Annotated in this window: 16 protein-coding genes; 2 read left to right on the forward strand and 14 right to left on the reverse strand. The window is 61.7% G+C overall.

Going from position 1 to position 18,444, the window contains the following annotated elements; translation table 11 throughout:
• Positions 1–53: 53 nt before the first annotated feature.
• The 14 genes from hemA to bchF are packed head-to-tail and all read right to left on the reverse strand — an operon-like array spanning position 54 to position 15,818.
• Positions 54–1,271 carry a 5-aminolevulinate synthase gene (gene hemA / locus QWE_RS04145; RefSeq protein ID WP_006724828.1) on the reverse strand — a complete coding sequence of 406 codons (1,218 nt, stop codon included), beginning with the start codon at positions 1,269–1,271 and terminating at the stop codon, positions 54–56.
• Positions 1,271–2,170: a putative photosynthetic complex assembly protein PuhE gene (gene puhE, locus QWE_RS04150; RefSeq protein WP_006724829.1), complete on the reverse strand. Its 900-nt coding sequence runs from the start codon at positions 2,168–2,170 to the stop codon at positions 1,271–1,273. Before puhE ends, hemA begins: the two co-directional genes overlap by 1 nt.
• A gap of 10 nt (positions 2,171–2,180) precedes the next feature.
• Positions 2,181–3,230, reverse strand: coding sequence for a magnesium-protoporphyrin IX monomethyl ester (oxidative) cyclase (gene acsF, locus QWE_RS04155; protein ID WP_202802975.1), 1,050 nt, complete (start codon positions 3,228–3,230; stop codon positions 2,181–2,183).
• 56 nt (positions 3,231–3,286) lie between these two features.
• Entirely contained in the window at positions 3,287–3,592 is a 306-nt protein-coding gene (locus QWE_RS04160) for a hypothetical protein (protein ID WP_006724831.1), read from the reverse strand.
• On the reverse strand, positions 3,589–4,083 hold the full coding sequence (gene puhC / locus QWE_RS04165) for a photosynthetic complex assembly protein PuhC (RefSeq protein ID WP_006724832.1): 495 nt from the start codon (positions 4,081–4,083) through the stop codon (positions 3,589–3,591). Before puhC ends, QWE_RS04160 begins: the two co-directional genes overlap by 4 nt.
• A gap of 10 nt (positions 4,084–4,093) precedes the next feature.
• A complete protein-coding gene (gene puhB / locus QWE_RS04170; RefSeq protein ID WP_006724834.1) occupies positions 4,094–4,768 on the reverse strand; it encodes a photosynthetic complex putative assembly protein PuhB in 675 nt (224 codons plus the stop codon).
• On the reverse strand, positions 4,765–5,544 hold the full coding sequence (gene puhA, locus QWE_RS04175) for a photosynthetic reaction center subunit H (protein ID WP_006724835.1): 780 nt from the start codon (positions 5,542–5,544) through the stop codon (positions 4,765–4,767). The genes puhB and puhA overlap by 4 nt, the downstream gene beginning before the upstream one ends.
• Positions 5,545–5,581: 37 nt before the next feature.
• Positions 5,582–7,021 carry a BCD family MFS transporter gene (locus QWE_RS04180; RefSeq protein WP_006724836.1) on the reverse strand — a complete coding sequence of 480 codons (1,440 nt, stop codon included), beginning with the start codon at positions 7,019–7,021 and terminating at the stop codon, positions 5,582–5,584.
• A complete protein-coding gene (gene bchM, locus QWE_RS04185; RefSeq protein WP_006724837.1) occupies positions 7,018–7,734 on the reverse strand; it encodes a magnesium protoporphyrin IX methyltransferase in 717 nt (238 codons plus the stop codon). The genes QWE_RS04180 and bchM overlap by 4 nt, the downstream gene beginning before the upstream one ends.
• Positions 7,735–7,741: 7 nt before the next feature.
• The gene (gene bchL, locus QWE_RS04190) at positions 7,742–8,671 is read right to left on the reverse strand and encodes a ferredoxin:protochlorophyllide reductase (ATP-dependent) iron-sulfur ATP-binding protein (RefSeq protein ID WP_006724838.1); all 930 of its coding nucleotides are present in this window, start codon (positions 8,669–8,671) and stop codon (positions 7,742–7,744) included.
• Positions 8,668–12,441, reverse strand: coding sequence for a magnesium chelatase subunit H (locus QWE_RS04195; RefSeq protein WP_006724839.1), 3,774 nt, complete (start codon positions 12,439–12,441; stop codon positions 8,668–8,670). The genes bchL and QWE_RS04195 overlap by 4 nt, the downstream gene beginning before the upstream one ends.
• Positions 12,413–13,975, reverse strand: a complete 1,563-nt coding sequence (gene bchB / locus QWE_RS04200; RefSeq protein WP_006724841.1) for a ferredoxin:protochlorophyllide reductase (ATP-dependent) subunit B — start codon at positions 13,973–13,975, stop codon at positions 12,413–12,415. The genes QWE_RS04195 and bchB overlap by 29 nt, the downstream gene beginning before the upstream one ends.
• On the reverse strand, positions 13,972–15,276 hold the full coding sequence (locus tag QWE_RS04205) for a ferredoxin:protochlorophyllide reductase (ATP-dependent) subunit N (RefSeq protein WP_006724842.1): 1,305 nt from the start codon (positions 15,274–15,276) through the stop codon (positions 13,972–13,974). Before QWE_RS04205 ends, bchB begins: the two co-directional genes overlap by 4 nt.
• Positions 15,273–15,818: a 2-vinyl bacteriochlorophyllide hydratase gene (gene bchF, locus QWE_RS04210; protein WP_006724843.1), complete on the reverse strand. Its 546-nt coding sequence runs from the start codon at positions 15,816–15,818 to the stop codon at positions 15,273–15,275. Before bchF ends, QWE_RS04205 begins: the two co-directional genes overlap by 4 nt.
• A 378-nt stretch (positions 15,819–16,196) precedes the next feature.
• Between bchF and QWE_RS04215 the strand changes: the two genes are divergently transcribed.
• Both QWE_RS04215 and ppsR read left to right on the forward strand, forming a co-directional pair.
• Positions 16,197–16,979 (forward strand): hypothetical protein, encoded by a 783-nt coding sequence (locus QWE_RS04215; RefSeq protein ID WP_006724844.1) that lies wholly within the window; start codon positions 16,197–16,199, stop codon positions 16,977–16,979.
• Complete coding sequence (gene ppsR, locus QWE_RS04220; protein ID WP_006724845.1) at positions 16,976–18,427, forward strand: transcriptional regulator PpsR; 1,452 nt, start codon at positions 16,976–16,978, stop codon at positions 18,425–18,427. The genes QWE_RS04215 and ppsR overlap by 4 nt, the downstream gene beginning before the upstream one ends.
• Positions 18,428–18,444 lie beyond the last annotated feature (17 nt).

Here is an 18,444-nt window from a genome sequence, read left to right on the forward strand (position 1 = left end):
CTGTCCGGCTCCAAACTCCTGGCTGCGCCGTGCCGATACGGCTTTTGTAAGCCTCAGGCAACCGCCCTGGCCAATGCACATTTCGACCAGAGCGAACAGAGCGCTTCGGCGAGGTGCTCGATATCCGCGTCTGTATGAAGCGGCGTCGGCGTAATGCGCAATCTTTCCTTGCCAACGGCGACTGTTGGATAATTGATCGGCTGGACATAGATGCCGAAGTCATCAAGCAACACGTCCGAGATCCATTTGCACTTGGCCGCATTGCCGACCATGACCGGCACGATATGGCTTGGGTTGTGCATGTGCGGAATACCCCGCACGTCGAGCGCCCGCCGGACCTTCGCGACTGTCGCCTGATGCATATGGCGCTCGAAGGGGCTTTCCTTGAGGTGACGGATCGACGCAGTCGCGCCAGCCGCAAGCGCCGGCGGGATCGCGGTGGTGAAGATGAAGCCTGACGCGAACGAGCGAACGAAGTCAACCAACACAGCTGGACCGGTGATATAGCCGCCCATGACGCCGAAAGCCTTGCCGAGCGTCCCCTCGATGACCGTCAACCGGTCCATGAGTCCTTCGCGCTCAGCAACACCACCGCCACGCGGTCCGTACATGCCGACGGCATGCACCTCGTCGAGATAAGTCAGGGCGCCGAACTGGTCGGCGACATCGCAGATCTCCTTGATCGGCGAGATGTCGCCATCCATCGAGTAGACGCTCTCGAAGGCGACCAGCTTTGGCGCTGCCGGATCGTCCGCAGCCATCAGTTCGCGCAGATGCTTGTAATCGTTGTGACGGAACTGCCGCTTGATGCAGCGGGAATGACGGATGCCTTCGATCATCGAGGCATGATTGAGCGAGTCCGAATAGCAGATGATGCCGGGGATCTTTGCGAGCAGCGTCCCGAGTGCGGCCCAGTTCGAGACATAGCCCGAAGTGAAGATCAACGCCCCTTCCTTGCCATGCAGGTCGGCCAGTTCGTGCTCGAGGAGGACGTGGTAATGATTGGTACCGGAAATGTTGCGCGTACCGCCGGCACCGGCGCCGCACTTGCGCACGACCTCGATCATCCGTTCGGTCACGAGCGGGTTCTGGCCCATGCCCAGATAATCGTTCGAGCACCAGACGGTGACGTCGCGGGCCGTCCCGTCACCATGGTGAAACGCGGCTTTCGGAAAGGCCGAGCAGTGACGCTCCAGATCCGCGAAAACGCGGTAATTGCCGGCGGTATGCAGGCCGGCGAGCGCCTCTTCCATGTGCTGGAAAACAGTCATCAGTCTTTCCTCTTCCCGATCGTGTCGTGTCCGATTGTTGTCCAGGCGGCGTGTGGCCCGGACACCGGCCCACCCTCCTTGAGTGCGGAGACGCCGTCCGCCACCGGGCGAATGGCAAGATTGCCCCGATCCTGCCGCGCCATCGCCCAGCGCCAGAGCGCTGTGTCCGAGACGGGAAGGACGAGAACCAGATGCTCGACGATGGCGAGCGCCATGAAGGTCGCGAGCAGCGTATGGCCAACGACCGAATGCGCCTGCGTCGCGCGGTTGGCACCGACGACGAGGACGGCGAAGATCCCGGCCGCGAGGGCCAAGAAGATCGGAAACAGCGGCGTCATCCGATCGGTCTTGAAATAGCTTTTGAGGTGGCGGATGCCCTTCGGCATCAACTCGCTAATCGCATGCGGCGCGCCAAGGAAAATCACCAGCTTGGCGGAGATCCGCATGCCCCAGAGGAGCCCGAAGGCGGCAAGCCCGAAGAGGTTGGCCGATCCCTCAAGCGCTAACCACAAGGCAATCGCTGTCACCAGGATGGCGATCTCGTGATCGCTGACCGCCTCCCAGGCCGCCCGAAATCGACGGAAGCCGGTCAGTCCAGGCGGGCATTCACCCGTCCGCCGTCCTGTCAGTATCCCTGCCAGGAAGGCCGCTTCATGCCAGGCCCAGACGAGCAGCGCGCCGAAGAAGCCGAGATAGGAACCGAGCACAGTCGGCTCCTGTGCGCCCCAGAGCATCAGCCCGAAACCGAAAGCGCCGACTATGGTCATCAGGCCCATCAGAACAAGGCCCCTGCCCCGCGGCCCGTCAGATCGATTGACCATGGCGAGCACCAGCCCGGTCGAAAGCCACCATACCGAGATGGCGACCAGAACGACAGCGAGCGGGTGCGTGAGCGTCATGGCAATCTCCTCACCAGACCGGCTGCAGGCGGGACGTCGCCGGGATGGTATTCGACTTGGTCGGGATCGCATACATCCTGATAAAATTGACGGCAGCAGCAGCCGACCAGAAGCCCTTGGCGATCTTGCCCGAAAGGCCACCCTTCGCGTCAGCCGCCATGACTCGGCGGTTGATCCGCTCCATCCGGCGGAAGCCTTCATGCAGGGCCGGATTGTCGAGATCGAGCACGAGCGGGAAGCACTGGCGCGAGATTTCGCTCGTCAGCCGGAAAACCTTCATGTCGTAATCGTCGATATCGACGCCGAGCCCCTTGTGGAAGGCCGGCCGCATGTGATCGCGCACATACATGGTGGCAAAGACGGCAAGCAGGAAGAACTTGATCCAGTACTTGTTCATCCCCTCCATCAGCCGCTTGTCGGAGCGGATGATCAGCGAGAAGGCCTCGCCATGGGAGAACTCGTCATTGCACCATTCGCGGAACCACTTGAAGATCGGGTGGAAGCGCTTGTCCGGGTGCTTTTCGAGGTGGCGATAGATGGTGATGTAGCGGGCATAGCCGATCTTCTCGGAGAGATATGTCGCGTAGTAGATGAACTTCGGCTTGAAGAAGGTGTATTTCTTGGCCTTCGCCAGAAAGCCCATGTTCACGCCGATGCCGAATTCCTTCAGCGCATCGTTGATGAAACCGGCATGGCGGGATTCGTCGCGGCTCATATAGCCGAAGAGCTCGCAAATCTCCTGGTTCTTGCCGCGCCGCTTCATCTCCTTGTAGAGCACGCAGCCGGAAAACTCCGATGTGAGCGACGAGACGAGGAAGTCGATGAATTCCTCGCGAAGATCGTCCGGCAGGGCGTCGATGTCGATATCGTCCCACTGTTCGTTGCGCTTGAAGTGTCCGCGGTTCGGATCGCTCTTCATCTGCGCGATCAGCACGTCCCATTCGGCACGCACCGGCTCGACATGGATTTTGTCCATCTCTTCGAAGTCGGTGGTGTAGAAGCGCGGCGTCAGCATCGTCGAAACGAGCGCGCTGCGGGTCGTGTCGCTGACCCCGGCCATGCGTTCCTCGACGGTCGGCTCGTGATCGGCAAGATCAACAGGCGAAACATGGTTGTTCATGACAGTGCCCTCTCCGTGAAGCTGAATTCGCACAATTCCATCATGTCGAGATCGCCGGTGGCGCGGGTCCAGGCCCGCTCCAGGAAACCCGCCCGGGTGATGGTCGCCTTGCGGCGAAAATTCTGGCAGGAGCCATAGGGGATCTGGACCGGTGCGCCATGCACCAGAACCTCGTCACCCGGATGCACCACCACACCGTTGTCGAACCTCAAATGCGCACCGAGCGCCTCGAAGGTGTTGTTGATCTCGACGGTACAATCGACCGTCTCCCTCCGTCGCATCAAGGCAAAGACCGGGTTCATTGGTTTTCTCCTCCCTGTGAGCCTAGAAGGGCTTCGAATGCGGCCACGTTGTCTGGGCCGAATGCATCGAGATAGATCCGCTCGCCGGTGCCCGTATCGGACAGGCTCAGTCCACCGGCGTCCCATTTGATCAGTCGGTAAGGCGTATCGAACGGTACCTTCGAGACCTGGCGCATGCGTTCGAACGCGCGCAACGAGCCCGGCACGAAACCGCCGGCCTGTGGCGCATAGCTTGCGATCTCCTGATACGTCGCAGCGTCTCTCACGACGACGAAATCTGAAGTGGTGCGGGTGATGGTGAGGTCGCGGATGGCGATGGGTGCGGCCTGCTGCTGCTTGACGAGCCCGATCCCTGTCGTTGTTCCAAATAGGATTGCGCCTGCCGTGAATCCCAGGAGACCGACAAGACCGAAGAACACGCCGCGAGGCACACGATTGGGCGTCTTGCCCTTGCGGTCTGCCCAGTAGCCGAGATGCGAGGCCGATCCCATCACATGGCTCCTATTCGGCTGCAACGACGGAAGGCGGCATGGCGCTTCCGGCCGTCTCATGCATGATGATCCGCGGCTGTTCGGCCCGCGCACCGCGATACTGGCCGATCGCGGCCGACAGCACATTCGCCACCTTGTCCGCGTCGGGCAGGCAGATCAGGCTCGGCTCCGGCCTTGAAAAACGGAAGCCCCGCACATGCGGCCACTGGATGAGCCAGGACAGGCGCTGCTCTGGCACAAGGGCGATCGCGATCATGCCCGCCTTTTCGCCGAGCCGTGCGAGAGCCACGCCATCGACCTGCCGATACGGCAGGTTCAGCGTCATCGAAATTGCCACACCGAAGCGAATGACGATGCGCTCCGTGGTGATCGTGTAGAGGGTCGTCTTTTCAACGGCCCAGGCGAAGAGCTCGATCATGCCGATCAGCACCCCCGCCAATGCGGTCAGGACAGCCACCGAAAAGACGATGCCGCCGACAGGCTGAGCATCGTTCAAGCCGGCAAGTACAGCCCAGCTGGCTAGGATCAGGAAATAACCGACAATCCAGCGGACTTTTAGAAGATGCCGGGCGACAAGGGCAGACGATGGCCGCCCCTGCCAGAGGATGACTTCACCTGCCGGAGGCACGCCTGGAAGGCCCGGCAGCGGCTCGATCTCATGTTCTCGTGTGACGAACTGTTTCACAGCAGTGGCTCCTGACGAAAGCGATCCGCATAGAGGAGACCAGCGCCGAAATAGGCAGCGATCTTGTCTTCCTCGAGCAGGGTCACGAGTTCGGGACGAGCGGTGGCCGGGACATCGATGAACTGCGCAGCTGTTACCGCATGCACATAGAGATACCGGACATTGCCGCGACCGGTCTGGAAGACGACGAAGTTGTTCGGCAACAGCACGGTGCGTCCGCCATCGGCGAGTTCCACCTCATAGTAGCGGATCAGATGTTCGGCCCGGTCGACCCAGAAATCCTTGACGGTGCCGGCAATCTGCTTGTCGCAACCGAGGACGGCAAGGCCACGCGGCTCGGCGGCGCCTTCGGCAAGCCCGAAGCCTTCTGCGACACGGAGCGGCACGATGCGGGCATCGCCATGGGCGGTGACGTCAGGCTTGTCGGAGCGTTCCGCCCACGAGCCGGGGCCGATGCCGGCGAGCAGCGGATTGCCGACGGGTTCGATCGGATAGCCCGGCGCCGGTGCGATGCGGCGGCTTGAGAAGGTGCGTTCGTCACGCTTGAAGTCAGGAGCATGCCGGACGCCCTGGCCATGCGGCAGGATGAAGGTCTTCTTCGGCGGCACGAACAGCCAGGGGCTCTTGTTGTAGCGGCCCGACACGTCCTCTTCGAGCGGATAGCCCTCACGACGATCTTCCTGGCGCAAGTACCAGATCAGCCCCGCAAAGAAGAGCCAAAACGCATAGAGCACGACTTGTGCGACATCGATATTCCCAACCAGCGACCCGGTCATATCCAGACCCTCCCGTGTAAAGCGCATCCGCCGGCGGTTAGCCGGGCAGCTCCGCCAATCCAAAACGCATGTTATGCAGATAGTCCCTCTGATAGCGCCGTCCGGTGAGCGGACCCAAGACCGCCAGGCACAGGAAGAGGAGAATAATTTCAAAGGCATAGACGACAAGATATCCAGCCGCCGGCGTCATCATGACCTCACCCAGCGAACCGTTGAGCGCCAGCGCATTGATCGTGTTCTTGATTACGCCACCGGCCAGCATGGCCGCACCGATGGCGGTGGCCTGCACCGCCCCCCAGGCACCGACGACGAGACCGCTGTCCGAGCGTTCGGCAATGCCCATGGCGGCAAGCATGGTGCCGACGGCAAACAGGCCGCCACCCAGGCCGATGCCGAAGGCACCGAGATGGAATAGGCCGGTGATGCCGAGCGGTGATGCGAAGATCACAGCCGAGAAGGCACCAATGCCAACCAGCAAACCGCGTGCCGCCACGCGGTACATCTGGGCTCCATGCTGCAGGCTGCGCGCAGCCCAACCGAAGCCGATCATCGTGCCGAAGGCCCAGATCCCGGTAAGCCTTGTCGTCTCACCGACGGATAGCCCCAGGATCTCCCCGCCATAGGGCTCGAGCAGGATATCCTGCATCGAGAATGCTGCAGATCCAATGGCGACGGCCAGAAGAAGCCGCAACACGCCTGGCGCGCTGCGATAGTCGTCGAGCGCGTCGAAGAAGCTTGCGAGATCGCGATCGACGGCCGTGCGTCGCACATCGCGCGCTTCCTGCTTCCAGATGGCGATGACATTGATGACTATAGTCAGCAGCGCCGTGCCCTGGATCACCTGGATCAAAAGCTTCGGTGAGAAGTCGACCAGGAAAAAGCTGTAGAAGCTCGATGCCCCGATCATGCCAATAAGCAGCATGAAGTAGAGAAGTGCGACGACCCGCGGGCGCTTTTCTTCGGGAACGAGATCGCTGGCGAGAGCCAGGCCTGCCGTCTGCGACATATGCATGCCGAAGCCGGTCAAGATGAAGGCGAGGCTCGCACCTGCAGCGCCGGCCCATTCAGGTCCGATGGTCTGCGACTGTAGAAGGAGGAGGGCAAAGGGCATGATGGCGAGACCGCCGAACTGCAGCAGGCTGCCGAGCCAGACATAGGGCACACGGCGCCAGCCGAGCACCGATTTATAGGTGTCCGAGCGGAAGCCGAAGAGCAGCCGCAGCGGAGCGGCGAAAACCGGAATGGCGACAACCGCCGAGACGAGGGCCACGGAAACGCCGAGTTCGACGATCAGCACACGGTTCAGTGTGCCGGTCAGGAGAACGAGAACGCAGCCGGCAGAGACCTGGAACAGCGAAAGGCGCAGCAGCCTCGACAGCGGCATCTCGACAGATGCCGCATCCGCAAACGGCATGAAACGCGTTCCGAGCTTCTGCCAGAACGAGATCATTTTGCGGTTGGCGGCAGCGATCGTCATGACCGGATCACCTCCATGGCCTGCGAGGTATAGAAGCCGACAGCAACCTTGTGGCTGCGACCGGCCTGCCAGTCGGCAAACTTCGGATGGTTGACCATCTCGCCAACAAGGCGCGACGGATCGACCGGATAGATTGCCGGCGCCCGGTTGCCGCGCGGAAAGACCTTGCCGGCGGCGAGCATCGCGCGCAGCAGACGCGAGCCGGGAGCGAGCGTGAAGATCATTTGGCGTGAGGTGCGCTCAGCCAGCGTGTGGAGCACGCGAACGGCGTCCGCCGGGCGATAGTGGATTAGCACGTCCATCGCGACCACCGCATCGAAGCGCCCGTGGCGCGGATCGAGCATGTCGCCGCTGTGGAAGGTAACCGAGCCCTTGAAGCGACCGTGCGATGCTTCGATCTCATGCGCCCGCTGGCGGGCATGGGCAATCATCTGCGCCGAAAGATCGATGCCGACGACTTCGGCACCACGTGCGATCAGTTCAAAGGACAGAACGCCGGAGCCACAACCTGCATCGAGGATGCGCCAGCCGGTCAGATCCTGCGGCAGCCAGGAAGCGAGCGTGCCGCGCATCTCCTCGCGACCCTTGCGGACCGTCGCGCGAATGCCGCTCACCGGCTGGTCGCCGGTCAGCCGCTTCCAGGCATCGAGCGCGGTACGGTCGAAGTAGTGCTCGATCTCGCCGGTGCGTCGGATGTAATCGGCCTGGCTCATGGCAACCTCACTCGAATCCGAGAAATTCGAAAATTTCCCGGTCCTTCATCGGTTCGGCTTCAAGTGCTGGCGTGCCCGCCCAGAGGCGCTCGGCCAATTGCATGTATTCCTTCTGGATGCCGAGGATCTCCGGGCTATCGCCCATCTCGAACAGCGTGCTCTTCTTCAGCCGGCTCAGCCGCACATGGTCACTATCAGGCACATGCGCGAGGCGCGTCAGCCCGATCGCCGCATTGTAGCGGTCGATCTGGTCCGTCTCGCGCGACCGGTTGGCAATCACCCCGCCGAGCCGCACCTCATAGTTCTTCGACTTCGCCTTGATGGCAGCAACGATACGGTTCATCGCGAAGATGGAATCAAAATCGTTGGCAGCAACGATGACCGCGCGTTCTGCATGCTGCAGCGGCGAGGCAAAGCCGCCGCAGACGACGTCACCGAGCACGTCGAAGATCACGACGTCGGTATCATCGAGCAGGTGGTGCTCCTTGAGCAGCTTCACCGTCTGGCCGACGACATAGCCGCCGCAACCGGTCCCGGCCGGCGGACCACCCGCCTCGATGCACTGAACGCCGTTATAGCCCTCGACCATATAGTCTTCCGGACGGAGTTCTTCCGAATGGAAATCGACCTTTTCGAGAACGTCGATGACGGTCGGGATCAGGCTCTTGGTCAGCGTGAAGGTGGAATCATGCTTCGGATCACAGCCGATCTGTAGCACGCGCTTGCCGAGCATGGAGAAGGCAACCGAGAGGTTCGACGACGTCGTCGATTTGCCGATCCCGCCCTTGCCGTAGACCGCGAAGACCTTGGCGCCGTCGATTTCCATCGTCGGGTCGAGATGGACCTGCACGCTGCCTTCGCCATCGGCGCGCTCCCGGAGCTTCTCGGCGATGCGGGCCTCGCGTTCGGCGATCTTGCCATGGGTGTAGATGTTCATTGGGCAGCCTCCCTGACCAGCCCCTCGAGACGGTCTTCCAATTCTTCACCGGCCTGTTTCAGGGCGGCGAGCGTTTCTGCATCCGGCTGCCAATAGTTGCGCTCATGCGCCTCGATCAGCCGGTTGGCGACACGGGCGGCAGAAGCCGGATTGAGTGTGGCCAGCCGTTCACGCATGTCAGCGTCGAGCACGAAGGTCTCGGTAATCTGCTGGTAGACCCAGGGGTCGACATCGCCTGTGGTCGCCGACCAGCCGAAGGTGTTGGTGACCTGCGTCTCGATATTGCGCACGCCCTCATAGCCATGCTTCAGCATGCCTTCGAACCACTTCGGGTTCAGCGTACGTGTGCGTGTCTCCAAAGCCACCTGCTCGCCGAGGGTACGCACGCGTCCCTCGCCTTGTGTCTGGTCGGAGATGAAGACCGGCAGCGTCGCACCGCCTTTGGCTTTCGAGACCGCCTTGGTCAGGCCGCCCAGCGTATCGAAATAGTTCTCGATCGTGGTCACCCCGATCTCGACGGAATCGAGGTTCTGATAGGCCATATCGACCTGCCCGATCATCGCATCGAAGACCTCGGCCTGCGCGCTGGTCTTGCCGCGACGGTTGATCGCGAAGCTCTTGCGATTGCTGTAAGTCTGCGCGATCTCGTCATCGTCACTCCAGGAGGACGACGCGACCAGCATGTTGACGTTCGATCCATAGGCGCCGTCGGCATTCGAAAACACACGATAGGCAGCAGCCTCGATGTCGCAGCCATGGCTTTCGCAATAGGCAAGCGCATGCTTGCGGATGAAGTTCATCTCGACCGGCTCATCGGCAGTGGCAGCGAGATAGCTTGCCTCGGCCAGCATGCTCGCCTGGATCGGCAGGAGATCCCGGAAGATGCCCGAGAGAGTCATGACCGCATCGATGCGCGGACGCTGCAGTTCCTCAAGCGGCACCAGAACAGCGCCGCAGACCCGGTTATAGGCATCGAGCCTCGGCCGCGCACCCATGAGTGCCATGGCCTGCGCCAGCGGCGCGCCGCCGGTCTTCAGATTGTCGGTGCCCCAGAGGACGACGGCGACCGTTTCCGGCAAACGACCATCGGCTGCGAGATAGCGTTCAAGGACCTTGGCTGCCTGGCGTTCGCCATCCTGGATGGCAAAGGCGCTCGGAATGCCGAAAGGATCGAAACCGTGAATATTGCGACCGGTTGGCAGCAATTCCGGCGTGCGCAGCAGGTCACCAGAGGGCGACGGCAAGACGTAACGGCCGTCCAGCGCCCTGACGAGGCCGTCGATCTCGCCGTTATGGGCCAGTTCGCGGTTCATGGTGACGAGCTTGTCGATGCACTCCTTGAGCTCGCCGGCGGCATTCTTCGTCATCCGGGCAATTGTCGCGGCGTCACCATTGGCGATCGCGGCAATCAACTCAGTCTGAAGGTGCGGACGCACGGCAGGCGGCATGTTGGCGGCGACATGGTCGAGCATGTCCAGACGCTCGCTTTCCTCCATGGCGCGACCGGCAATGTGCAAACCATGCGGAATGAGCGCATATTCGACTTCAGCCACTTCGGCGACGAGCGCCTGAATGAGGTCGGCTTCGGCAAGCGCGATACCATTCTTGCCCAGGTCCAGTTGTTCGGCCTGTACCTGGATGAGCTGGAACAGCCTCTCGCGCTCGACGCGCGCGTCGGGCGCTGCGCTGCGATAGCGATCCAGGCTGCCCTTGATCTCCGTCAGGCCCTTGTAGAGCCCGGAATGGGTGATCGGTGGCGTGAGATAGGAAATCAGTGTCGCGGCCGAGCGCCGTTTTGCGATCGTGCCTTCCGACGGGTTGTTGGCGGCGTAGAGATAGAAGTTGGGAAGCGCGCCCAGGAGGCGATCCGGCCAGCAATCTGCAGACAGGCCGACCTGTTTGCCGGGCATAAATTCAAGTGCGCCATGGGTGCCGAAATGCAAGACGGCATCGGCGCGGTAGGTTTCGCGCAGATAGCGGTAGAAGGCGGCAAAGGCATGGTTCGGGGCAAAGCCGCCCTCGAACAACAGGCGCATCGGGTCGCCCTCATAACCGAAGGGTGGCTGGATCGCGATCAGCAGGTTCCCATACTGGCGGCCGAGCACGAAGATACCACGCCCATTGCTGAGAACGCGTCCCGGAGCCGGTCCCCACTTCGCCTCGAGATCGGCAAGGTGTTTTTCGTTGCGCACATGCTGGTCGACAGGGATGACCGTATGGACATTCGCCTCGACGCCATAAAGTGCTGCATTGCCTTCAAGAATGCCGTCCTTCAGCGCTTCGGCATCGGCGGGCAAGTCGACATCGTACCCTTCCGACTTCAGCCGGCGCATGGTCTCGAACAGGCTCTCGAAGACGGAGAGATAGGCGGCGGTACCGATGCTGCCGCTGTTCGGCGGATAGTTGAACATCGCAATGGCGATACGGCGCTCGGCACGTTCCTTGCGCCGCAGGTCGACCATGGCAGCGAGGCGATCGGCTAGCAGCACGACGCGTTCGTCATCCGGCTGCATGCAGGCCCTGCCGGACGGGCAGGAGGCAAGCTCTCTCGAGCAGATGCAGGCACGCGCCCCGCCACCCGAGTCAGAACGACCGCCGAAGACCATGGAGCCGATCGAGCCGTCGAGCTCCGGGATCGCCACCATCAGCGTGGTTTCGATCGGGGTCAGCCCCTGTGTCGACGAGAACCAGACTTCCTTGCTCTGAAACTCGGTCGCCATCGCGGAGAAATAGCTAACATCGAGCGCCGCAAGTGTCTCGGCAGCGGCAGCGGCATCGCTATAGGCCGGTCCGCCGACCAGCGAGAAACCTGTCAGCGAGCAAAGCGCATCGATGCGGACGCCTCGCGTTCCAGGCGTCATGAAGCGCTCGATTGCGCCGCGCATGTCCAGACCGCTCGAGAATACCGGCACGACATTGAAGCCGCGCGTTTCCAACTCGCGGATGACACGATCATAGTGGCCGGTATCGCCAGACAGGATGTAGGTCCGCATCAGGAGAAGACCGATCGTCCCGCGAGATCCGGCCCTCTGCGGCAGGCTGGAAAGCTGTGTCGTGACCCGTGGCTTCAGGCCCGGATGATAGAGGCCCATTTCGGGATATTCGACCGGCTCTCCCACCGTGACCTTGCCCTGAAGACCCTTGCGCTCACCCTTGGCATATTTGCCGACCAGCAGGCGGACCATGTTGGCGATGTTCTCGTCCGAGGCGGCGATGCGATATTGCAGCGTCAGGAAATAGTTACGCACGTCTTGGGCAGTGCCAGGAATGAAGCGCAGGAGCTGCGGCAGGCGGCGCAGCATGGCGAGCTGGCGCTCGCCTGCGGTGCGCCCGCTGTCCTTGCCGCCACGCGAGCTTTTTCCCCGGAGCTTCTTCAGGAGTGCCAGCGGCCCCTTCTGCTCCTCGCTCATCTTGAAACGACCCATGGTCGTGTATTTCATGATGGTGCCGGCCGACATGCAGCAGACCATCGCATCGCATTCGAGGTGCCGTGCTTCGAGCACGTCGGCAATAGCGCGCACATGCTCCTCGACGAAGATCATCGAGACGATGATGATATCGCCGGCGAGGATCGCCGCGCGGCAGGCTTCGAGGCTTGCCGGATTGTCGTTCCAGTCGGTTGCGGCATGCACGGAGAGAGTGAGCCCCGGCAGGTCTTTTGCGAGGCTGCGGCGCGCATCATCAACGGCTGCGACAATGTGATTGTCGAGTGTCACGAACACCACCCGGACCGGGGTCGCGTCAGCGGGCGAAATGGGCTTTCGCGTCATACAACGTCTCCACGGTGATGGGGCGGATACCCTTGCGGGCGGCGAAGAGTTCGGTGTTCCTGCGGGCCTTGCCGCGCACAAAGAACGGGATTTTCTTAAGCTCGCGTTCGGCATCTGGCGTCCAGGCCGCGTCGTCGGCGGGTACCTCGGCGAGCACAAGCGTCTCATCGTCGGAGACCACTTCGGTCGCACCAGCCGCGGCTGCCGGGGCGTGACCGTGCAGATGCGAGGCCTGGGCCTGGTCGTTGAATTCGAAATCGTCCCGGAACATCTGCAGGAGGTGCTCTTCCAGCCCCATCATCAGCGGATGAACCCAGCTGTCGAAGATGACGTTCGCACCTTCGAAGCCCATTTGCGGCGAGTAACGGGCCGGAAAATCCTGGACATGCACGGGGGACGAGATGACGGCGCAGGGAACGCGCAGCCGCTTGGCGATGTGGCGCTCCATCTGCGTGCCGAGAACAAGCTCCGGACGAGCGTCGATGATCGCCTGTTCGACATCGAGATGGTCGTCGGAAATCAATGCCTCAACGCCGAATTCTTCGGCCGCCTCGCGGACCTCTCGGGCGAACTCGCGCATATAGGTGCCGATGCCGCAGACCTTGAAACCGAGTTCTCGGGCAGCGATACGGGCAGCGGCAATGGCGTGTGTTGCATCACCAAACACGAAGACACGCTTGTTGGTGAGGTAATTGCTGTCGACCGAGCGTGCATACCAAGTTGCCCGGTCTTCGGCCTCGCCAACGAACTCCTCGTTCGGAAGCCCGGCCAGTGCCCGCACTTCCGTGAGGAAGGCGCGCGTGGCACCGACGCCGATCGGGATGGTCGAGACGAAGGGCATCCCGAAGGTCTTTTTCAGATAGCGTGCCGCGCTGTCGCCGATCTCCGGATAGAGCACGATGTTGAAAGCGGCCTCCGGCAGCTTCGCAAGATCGGCAACGGTTGCACCGAGAGGTGCGACGACCCGAACATCGATGCCGTTGGCTGCAAGCAGCCGCGAAATTTCCGTAACGTCGTCACGGTTACGGAAACCGAGGGCGGAGGGCCCAAGGATATTGCAGCTGTTCGGCGCGATATTCGCCGGGCGCTCCCGGCCGCCGGCAAAGCTGCGCACAAGCCGATAAAAAGTCTCTGCCGCACCCCAGTTTTCCTTCTTCTGATAGGAAGGAAGCTCCAGCGGTACGACCGGGATACCGACATCCAACGTGCGGGCAAGCCCTGCCGGATCGTCCTGCAGAAGTTCTGCCGTGCAGGAGGCTCCAACCAGAAGCGCATCCGGCTGGAAGCGCTCGGCAGCATCGCGGCAGGCGGTCTTGAACACATCGGCCGTGGAGCCTGCGAGATCACGGGCCTGGAAGGTGGTGTAGGTGACAGGCGGACGCGAGGGGCGACGCTCGATCATGGTGAACAAAAGATCCGCATAGGTATCGCCCTGCGGCGCATGCAGCACGTAGTGCACGCCCTTCATCGAGGCGGCGATCCGCATGGCACCGACATGCGGGGGTCCTTCATAGGTCCACATTGTGAGTTTCATGATGCGGCCCTCCGGTTGCCGGAGCGGTCGCCCGCGATCATGGCCTTGCGTGTCAGCGGGCGGGCAAAGAGTTCGGCAAGGTCGCCGGCCTGCTCATAGCCCTGGATCGGCGTGAAGGCGAATTCGATCGACCATTTGGTGACGATGCCTTCGGCCTCGAACGGGTTCGCAAGCCCCATGCCGCAGACGACGAGGTCGGGCTTGGCGGCACGGCAGCGATCGATCTGGATTTCGACATCCTGACCTTCGGAAATGGAGACACCCGGCGGCAGCATGGCGAGTTCGCCGGCCACATGTTCGCGATGCAGATAGGGGCTGCCGACCTCGATGATCTCGGCGTCGAGCTCGCGGCTGAGATAGCGGGCGAGTGACGGCTCCATCTGGCTGTCGGGGAAGAGGAAGATGCGCTTGCCGGCGAGAGCGCTGCGATAGTGTGCGGTCGCTTCGAGCGCCCGGCGGCGCGGGGCCTCGGTGACGGCGGCGAAACGGGCCGGTGACACGCCGAAGGTATCGGCAATCGCTTTCAGCCAGGCGGTCGTGCCTTCTTCGCCGAGGGGGAAAAGCGCGTTGATGCGTGATGCACCCAGGCTCTCAAGCGCTGCGGCCGTGGCGCCGAGATAAGGCTGCGCCAGAACAAACTTCGTGTTCGGACCGATCTTCGGCAGGCGCTCGCTGCTGCGACCGGGCAGGAAAACGAAGTCTTCGAGACCGAGTTCATCCAGCAGCCGGGCAAACTGATCTTCCACGACATCGGCGACCGAGCCGGCCACCACGAGCCGTGCAACCTTGTCACTCGCGCCGTGGACAGACTGATCCTGCACCAAAGCGGCCAGGAAATTGTCTTCGCCCTGGGTGAAGGTGGTTTCGATGCCGCTGCCGGAATAGCAGAGCACGCGCGGCTTCGAGCCGAAGCGCTTGTCGAGGCGCTCTGCAGCGCGGTTGAGATCGAACTTGATCACTTCCGAAGGACAGGAACCGACCAGCACCAGCATGCGGATATCCGGGCGACGCTCGAGCAGGCGCGCCACTTCGCGGTCGAGTTCGTCATGCATGTCGACCATTCCGGCGAGATCGCGCTCTTCCATGATCGCTGTTGCAAACCGTGGCTCGGAAAAGATCATTACACCGGCAGCGGACTGGATGAGATGGGCGCAGGTGCGCGAACCGACCACGAGGAAAAAGGCATCCTGCACCTTGCGATGCAGCCAGATGATCGAGGTCAGGCCACAAAAGACTTCATGCTGGCCACGCTGGCGGATAGTGGCCGAAGGCGTCGCGCAAGAGACGAGCGGCTGGTTCATGACGTGCTCCCCGTGAGAGAAGCGCCATTGCCAAGTGTCGCAGACAATCTCAGCTTTTCGGCATGATCGAGCCTTGCAAGCCGCAGCTTCCAGAGGAACTGGCCGGCATTGATCACATAGGTGACATAGGCGGCAAGCGCGAGTGCCATCAATGCACCTGAGGTCAGCGAGCTGGCAAACAAAGCCACGAGATAGGCCGTGTGCAGCGCCAGAACCAGCATCGAGAAGACGTCTTCCCAAAAGAACGGGCGGGCGAAGAGATAACGGCCGAAGACGACCTTTTCCCAGATCGAGCCGGTGATCATGATCGCATAGAGCGTCAGCGTCTTCACGACGATGGACATCTGGGCGGCGAACAGCCCTTCACCCGTTGCGAGGAAGCGAAAGATCAGACCGAGGCTGACGAGGAAAACGAGAAACTGCACGGGAGCGAGGATACCCTGCACCAAGGTCCACACGCTTTCGTCGCGCCTGCGGCGCTCGTCCGGTGTGTAGAGGGCTCGGCTTGATGCCGATGGTTTGGGTATGCGCATGGCGGTCATCCCTTCTCCCATCCCCTCCCAAGGGAAATCGGATTGACTGAAGACTACGCCTGCCACAACGGAAGTGTCAACTTAGGTTGACGTATATTTTGATTTACAGAAATGAAAACTGGGTACATGTTACTCATGCTCGTCTGACGGGATGCCTGCTGTCCACGCCTGACGCCGCATTGAAAACGGTTTCGCGGGCGGGGGGCACGGCGCGGGATGATGGACGGATCACTTCAAGGAATGAATGAGAGGCAAGATGGCACGGCTCCGTCGCATTGCGAGGGCCTGCAGCCGCTCACGAGGGTTGCCGCGGAAGGCAAGAGAGCATACCTAACCCAATGCGACGGGGACAAACTCCGCCGCCTGATTGAGGGAACGGTGGCTTCGATGACCGCCGAAAAGCTGTCGACGCGTTACGACCGAGGTCTGGAGCACGATCGCCTCTATGAGAGGGCGCTCGCTGAGTTTCGCATGCTCGTTCTTCACCCGCGCACGCGCCTAGCGTCCCTGCGCGCGTTTCTCGACCACGAACTTCCGCGCGGCCGGCCTTACTACGTCAAGGTTCTGTTCCTGGAAACCGTCGCGCGCATGCTCGGCCGAGAATGGGTTTCGGATGATTGTGACTTCATCGACGTCACGATCGGAACCTCGCGTTTGCAGGCCCTGGCAATCTCCCTGTCGCTCGACTTGCGGGAAGCCGACCGCACTCGCAATGCGCCGGCAGCGCTAGTGCTGACGCCGTATGGCGAGCAGCACACGCTGATGCCGCAGCTGATTGGCCTGCTCTTCGACAGCCTCGGCTGGACAAGCGAGGTGCTCGAGCCTTCGGCCCTCAAGACCTCGATCTTTGCCCGTGCCGTAGAAGAGGCCGATGTTGCCTGCATCGGCTGGAGCAACATCCGGCTTGCCGCAGAATTCAAGACCCTCATTCGGGATGTTCGCAAGCATCGCCGCGGGCCGCGCCTACCCCTCATCGTCGGCGGTGCGGCAGCACTGGATTCCGTTGATTTTCTTGTAGGTTTGGGGATTGACTGCATCTGTGACAGCGTTTACTCCGCCGTGAAGATCTGCGAAAGTTACTATGAATTGGAAAGAATCAGCCAGCAGGCTAGCGCCGCCGGCCGAACGGCAGTGGTTACACCCAGCGGAATCGATTGGCTCACTCCATGAAGCCACTGAACGGTCATAGCGGTACAGATGGCTTCGCAGTCGCAGACAGCCTGTTGAAGACGCTCGATCCGGATTCGATCGGCTCGCTTGTGAGCCTCGGCGCAGACGTCGTTCTGCTCGTCGATCAGTCCGCGATCATTTCCCAAGTCTACTTCACCAACAAAGATCTTGCCGACTATGGCTTGGCAAAGACGGTTGGCAAGCGGCTGCAGGATTGCGTGACAATCGAGTCGGTACCGAAGATCGATTCCATGCTGTCGTCCGATACCAGCCATCGCCCCCTGCGCGGCTATCAGGTCAACCATAAGTGTAGCGGCAAGCCTGATCTTCCGGTCGTCTATTCTGCCTACACTGCCCAAGACTTCCCCTACACCATCGTCGTCGGCCGCGAGCTGCGCCAGCAGATGCTCGACCAGCAGCGCCTCGTCCAGACCCAGATGGAGTTGGAAGCCGACTACCGCGAACTGAAAGAAGCCGAGACCCGCTATCGGACGGCTTTCAAGGTCGCAACCGTCGCCTATGTCATGCTCGACGGCGAGCGGCGCACCATTCTGGATGCCAATCCGGCTGCGAGCACGCTTCTGTCCTCGACCGGCGCCCCCCTATCCGGCAAGTCGATCCGCGACCTCTTTGCCAAGGACGACCGGGACCGCGTGGGAGACGCGATCAGCGAGGCACGTCACAGCCCCAATCCGGTTAATCTGGATGGCGTGAGAGTGGCCAAGGGCGAGCCCGTATCGCTGACGATCCGCTCCTATCGGGAGAACGGCATCACCAATGTTCTTCTGGCGATCTGGCCAGCCGACCAGGACAAGGAAAGTAAGCGCCAGCGTACGGAACGGCCAGTCGGTGGCACATCGGTCGAGATCGCCGATCTGCCCGAGGCCGTCCTGCTGACGGATGCCGAAGGCGTCGTCATGGCGGCGAATACCCTGTTTCTCGATCTGATTCATGCGCCGTCCCTGACCCAGGTTCTTGGTCGCAACATCGGATCCTGGTTCACCAGTGCCGCCATCGATATCCGCGTGCTCTACACGCGCCTCCTGGACGAGCCTTCCATTCGCGGCTTCACCTCGACCCTGACCGATAACCTTTCCGGCGAAAGCGCCGTCAGCATCTCCGCGCGGCTCAATGCCAGCAACAACACGATCCAGTTGATCGTAATCCCGCAGACGGCGGGCAATGAGCGCCTGACCATTCCGTCTCCGGGGATGTCCGACCAGGCTGAGGGCTTTTCCGCTCTCGTGGGCAAGGTGCCGCTGAAGGATCTGATCCGGGAATCCCTCGACGTCATCGAAAAGATCTGCATCGAGGCAGCACTCGATCAGACCAGCAACAACCGCGCCTATGCGGCAGAGATCCTCGGCCTGTCGCGCCAGAGCCTCTACATCAAGCTGCGTCGCCACGGGCTTGAGGACTACCGTCCCGGCTCTGATCGTCACAGCTGACGGACGGCCAAGACTGT

It is taken from the genome of Agrobacterium albertimagni AOL15, from assembly GCF_000300855.1.
Taxonomy (GTDB): Bacteria; Pseudomonadota; Alphaproteobacteria; order Rhizobiales; family Rhizobiaceae; genus Allorhizobium; species Allorhizobium albertimagni.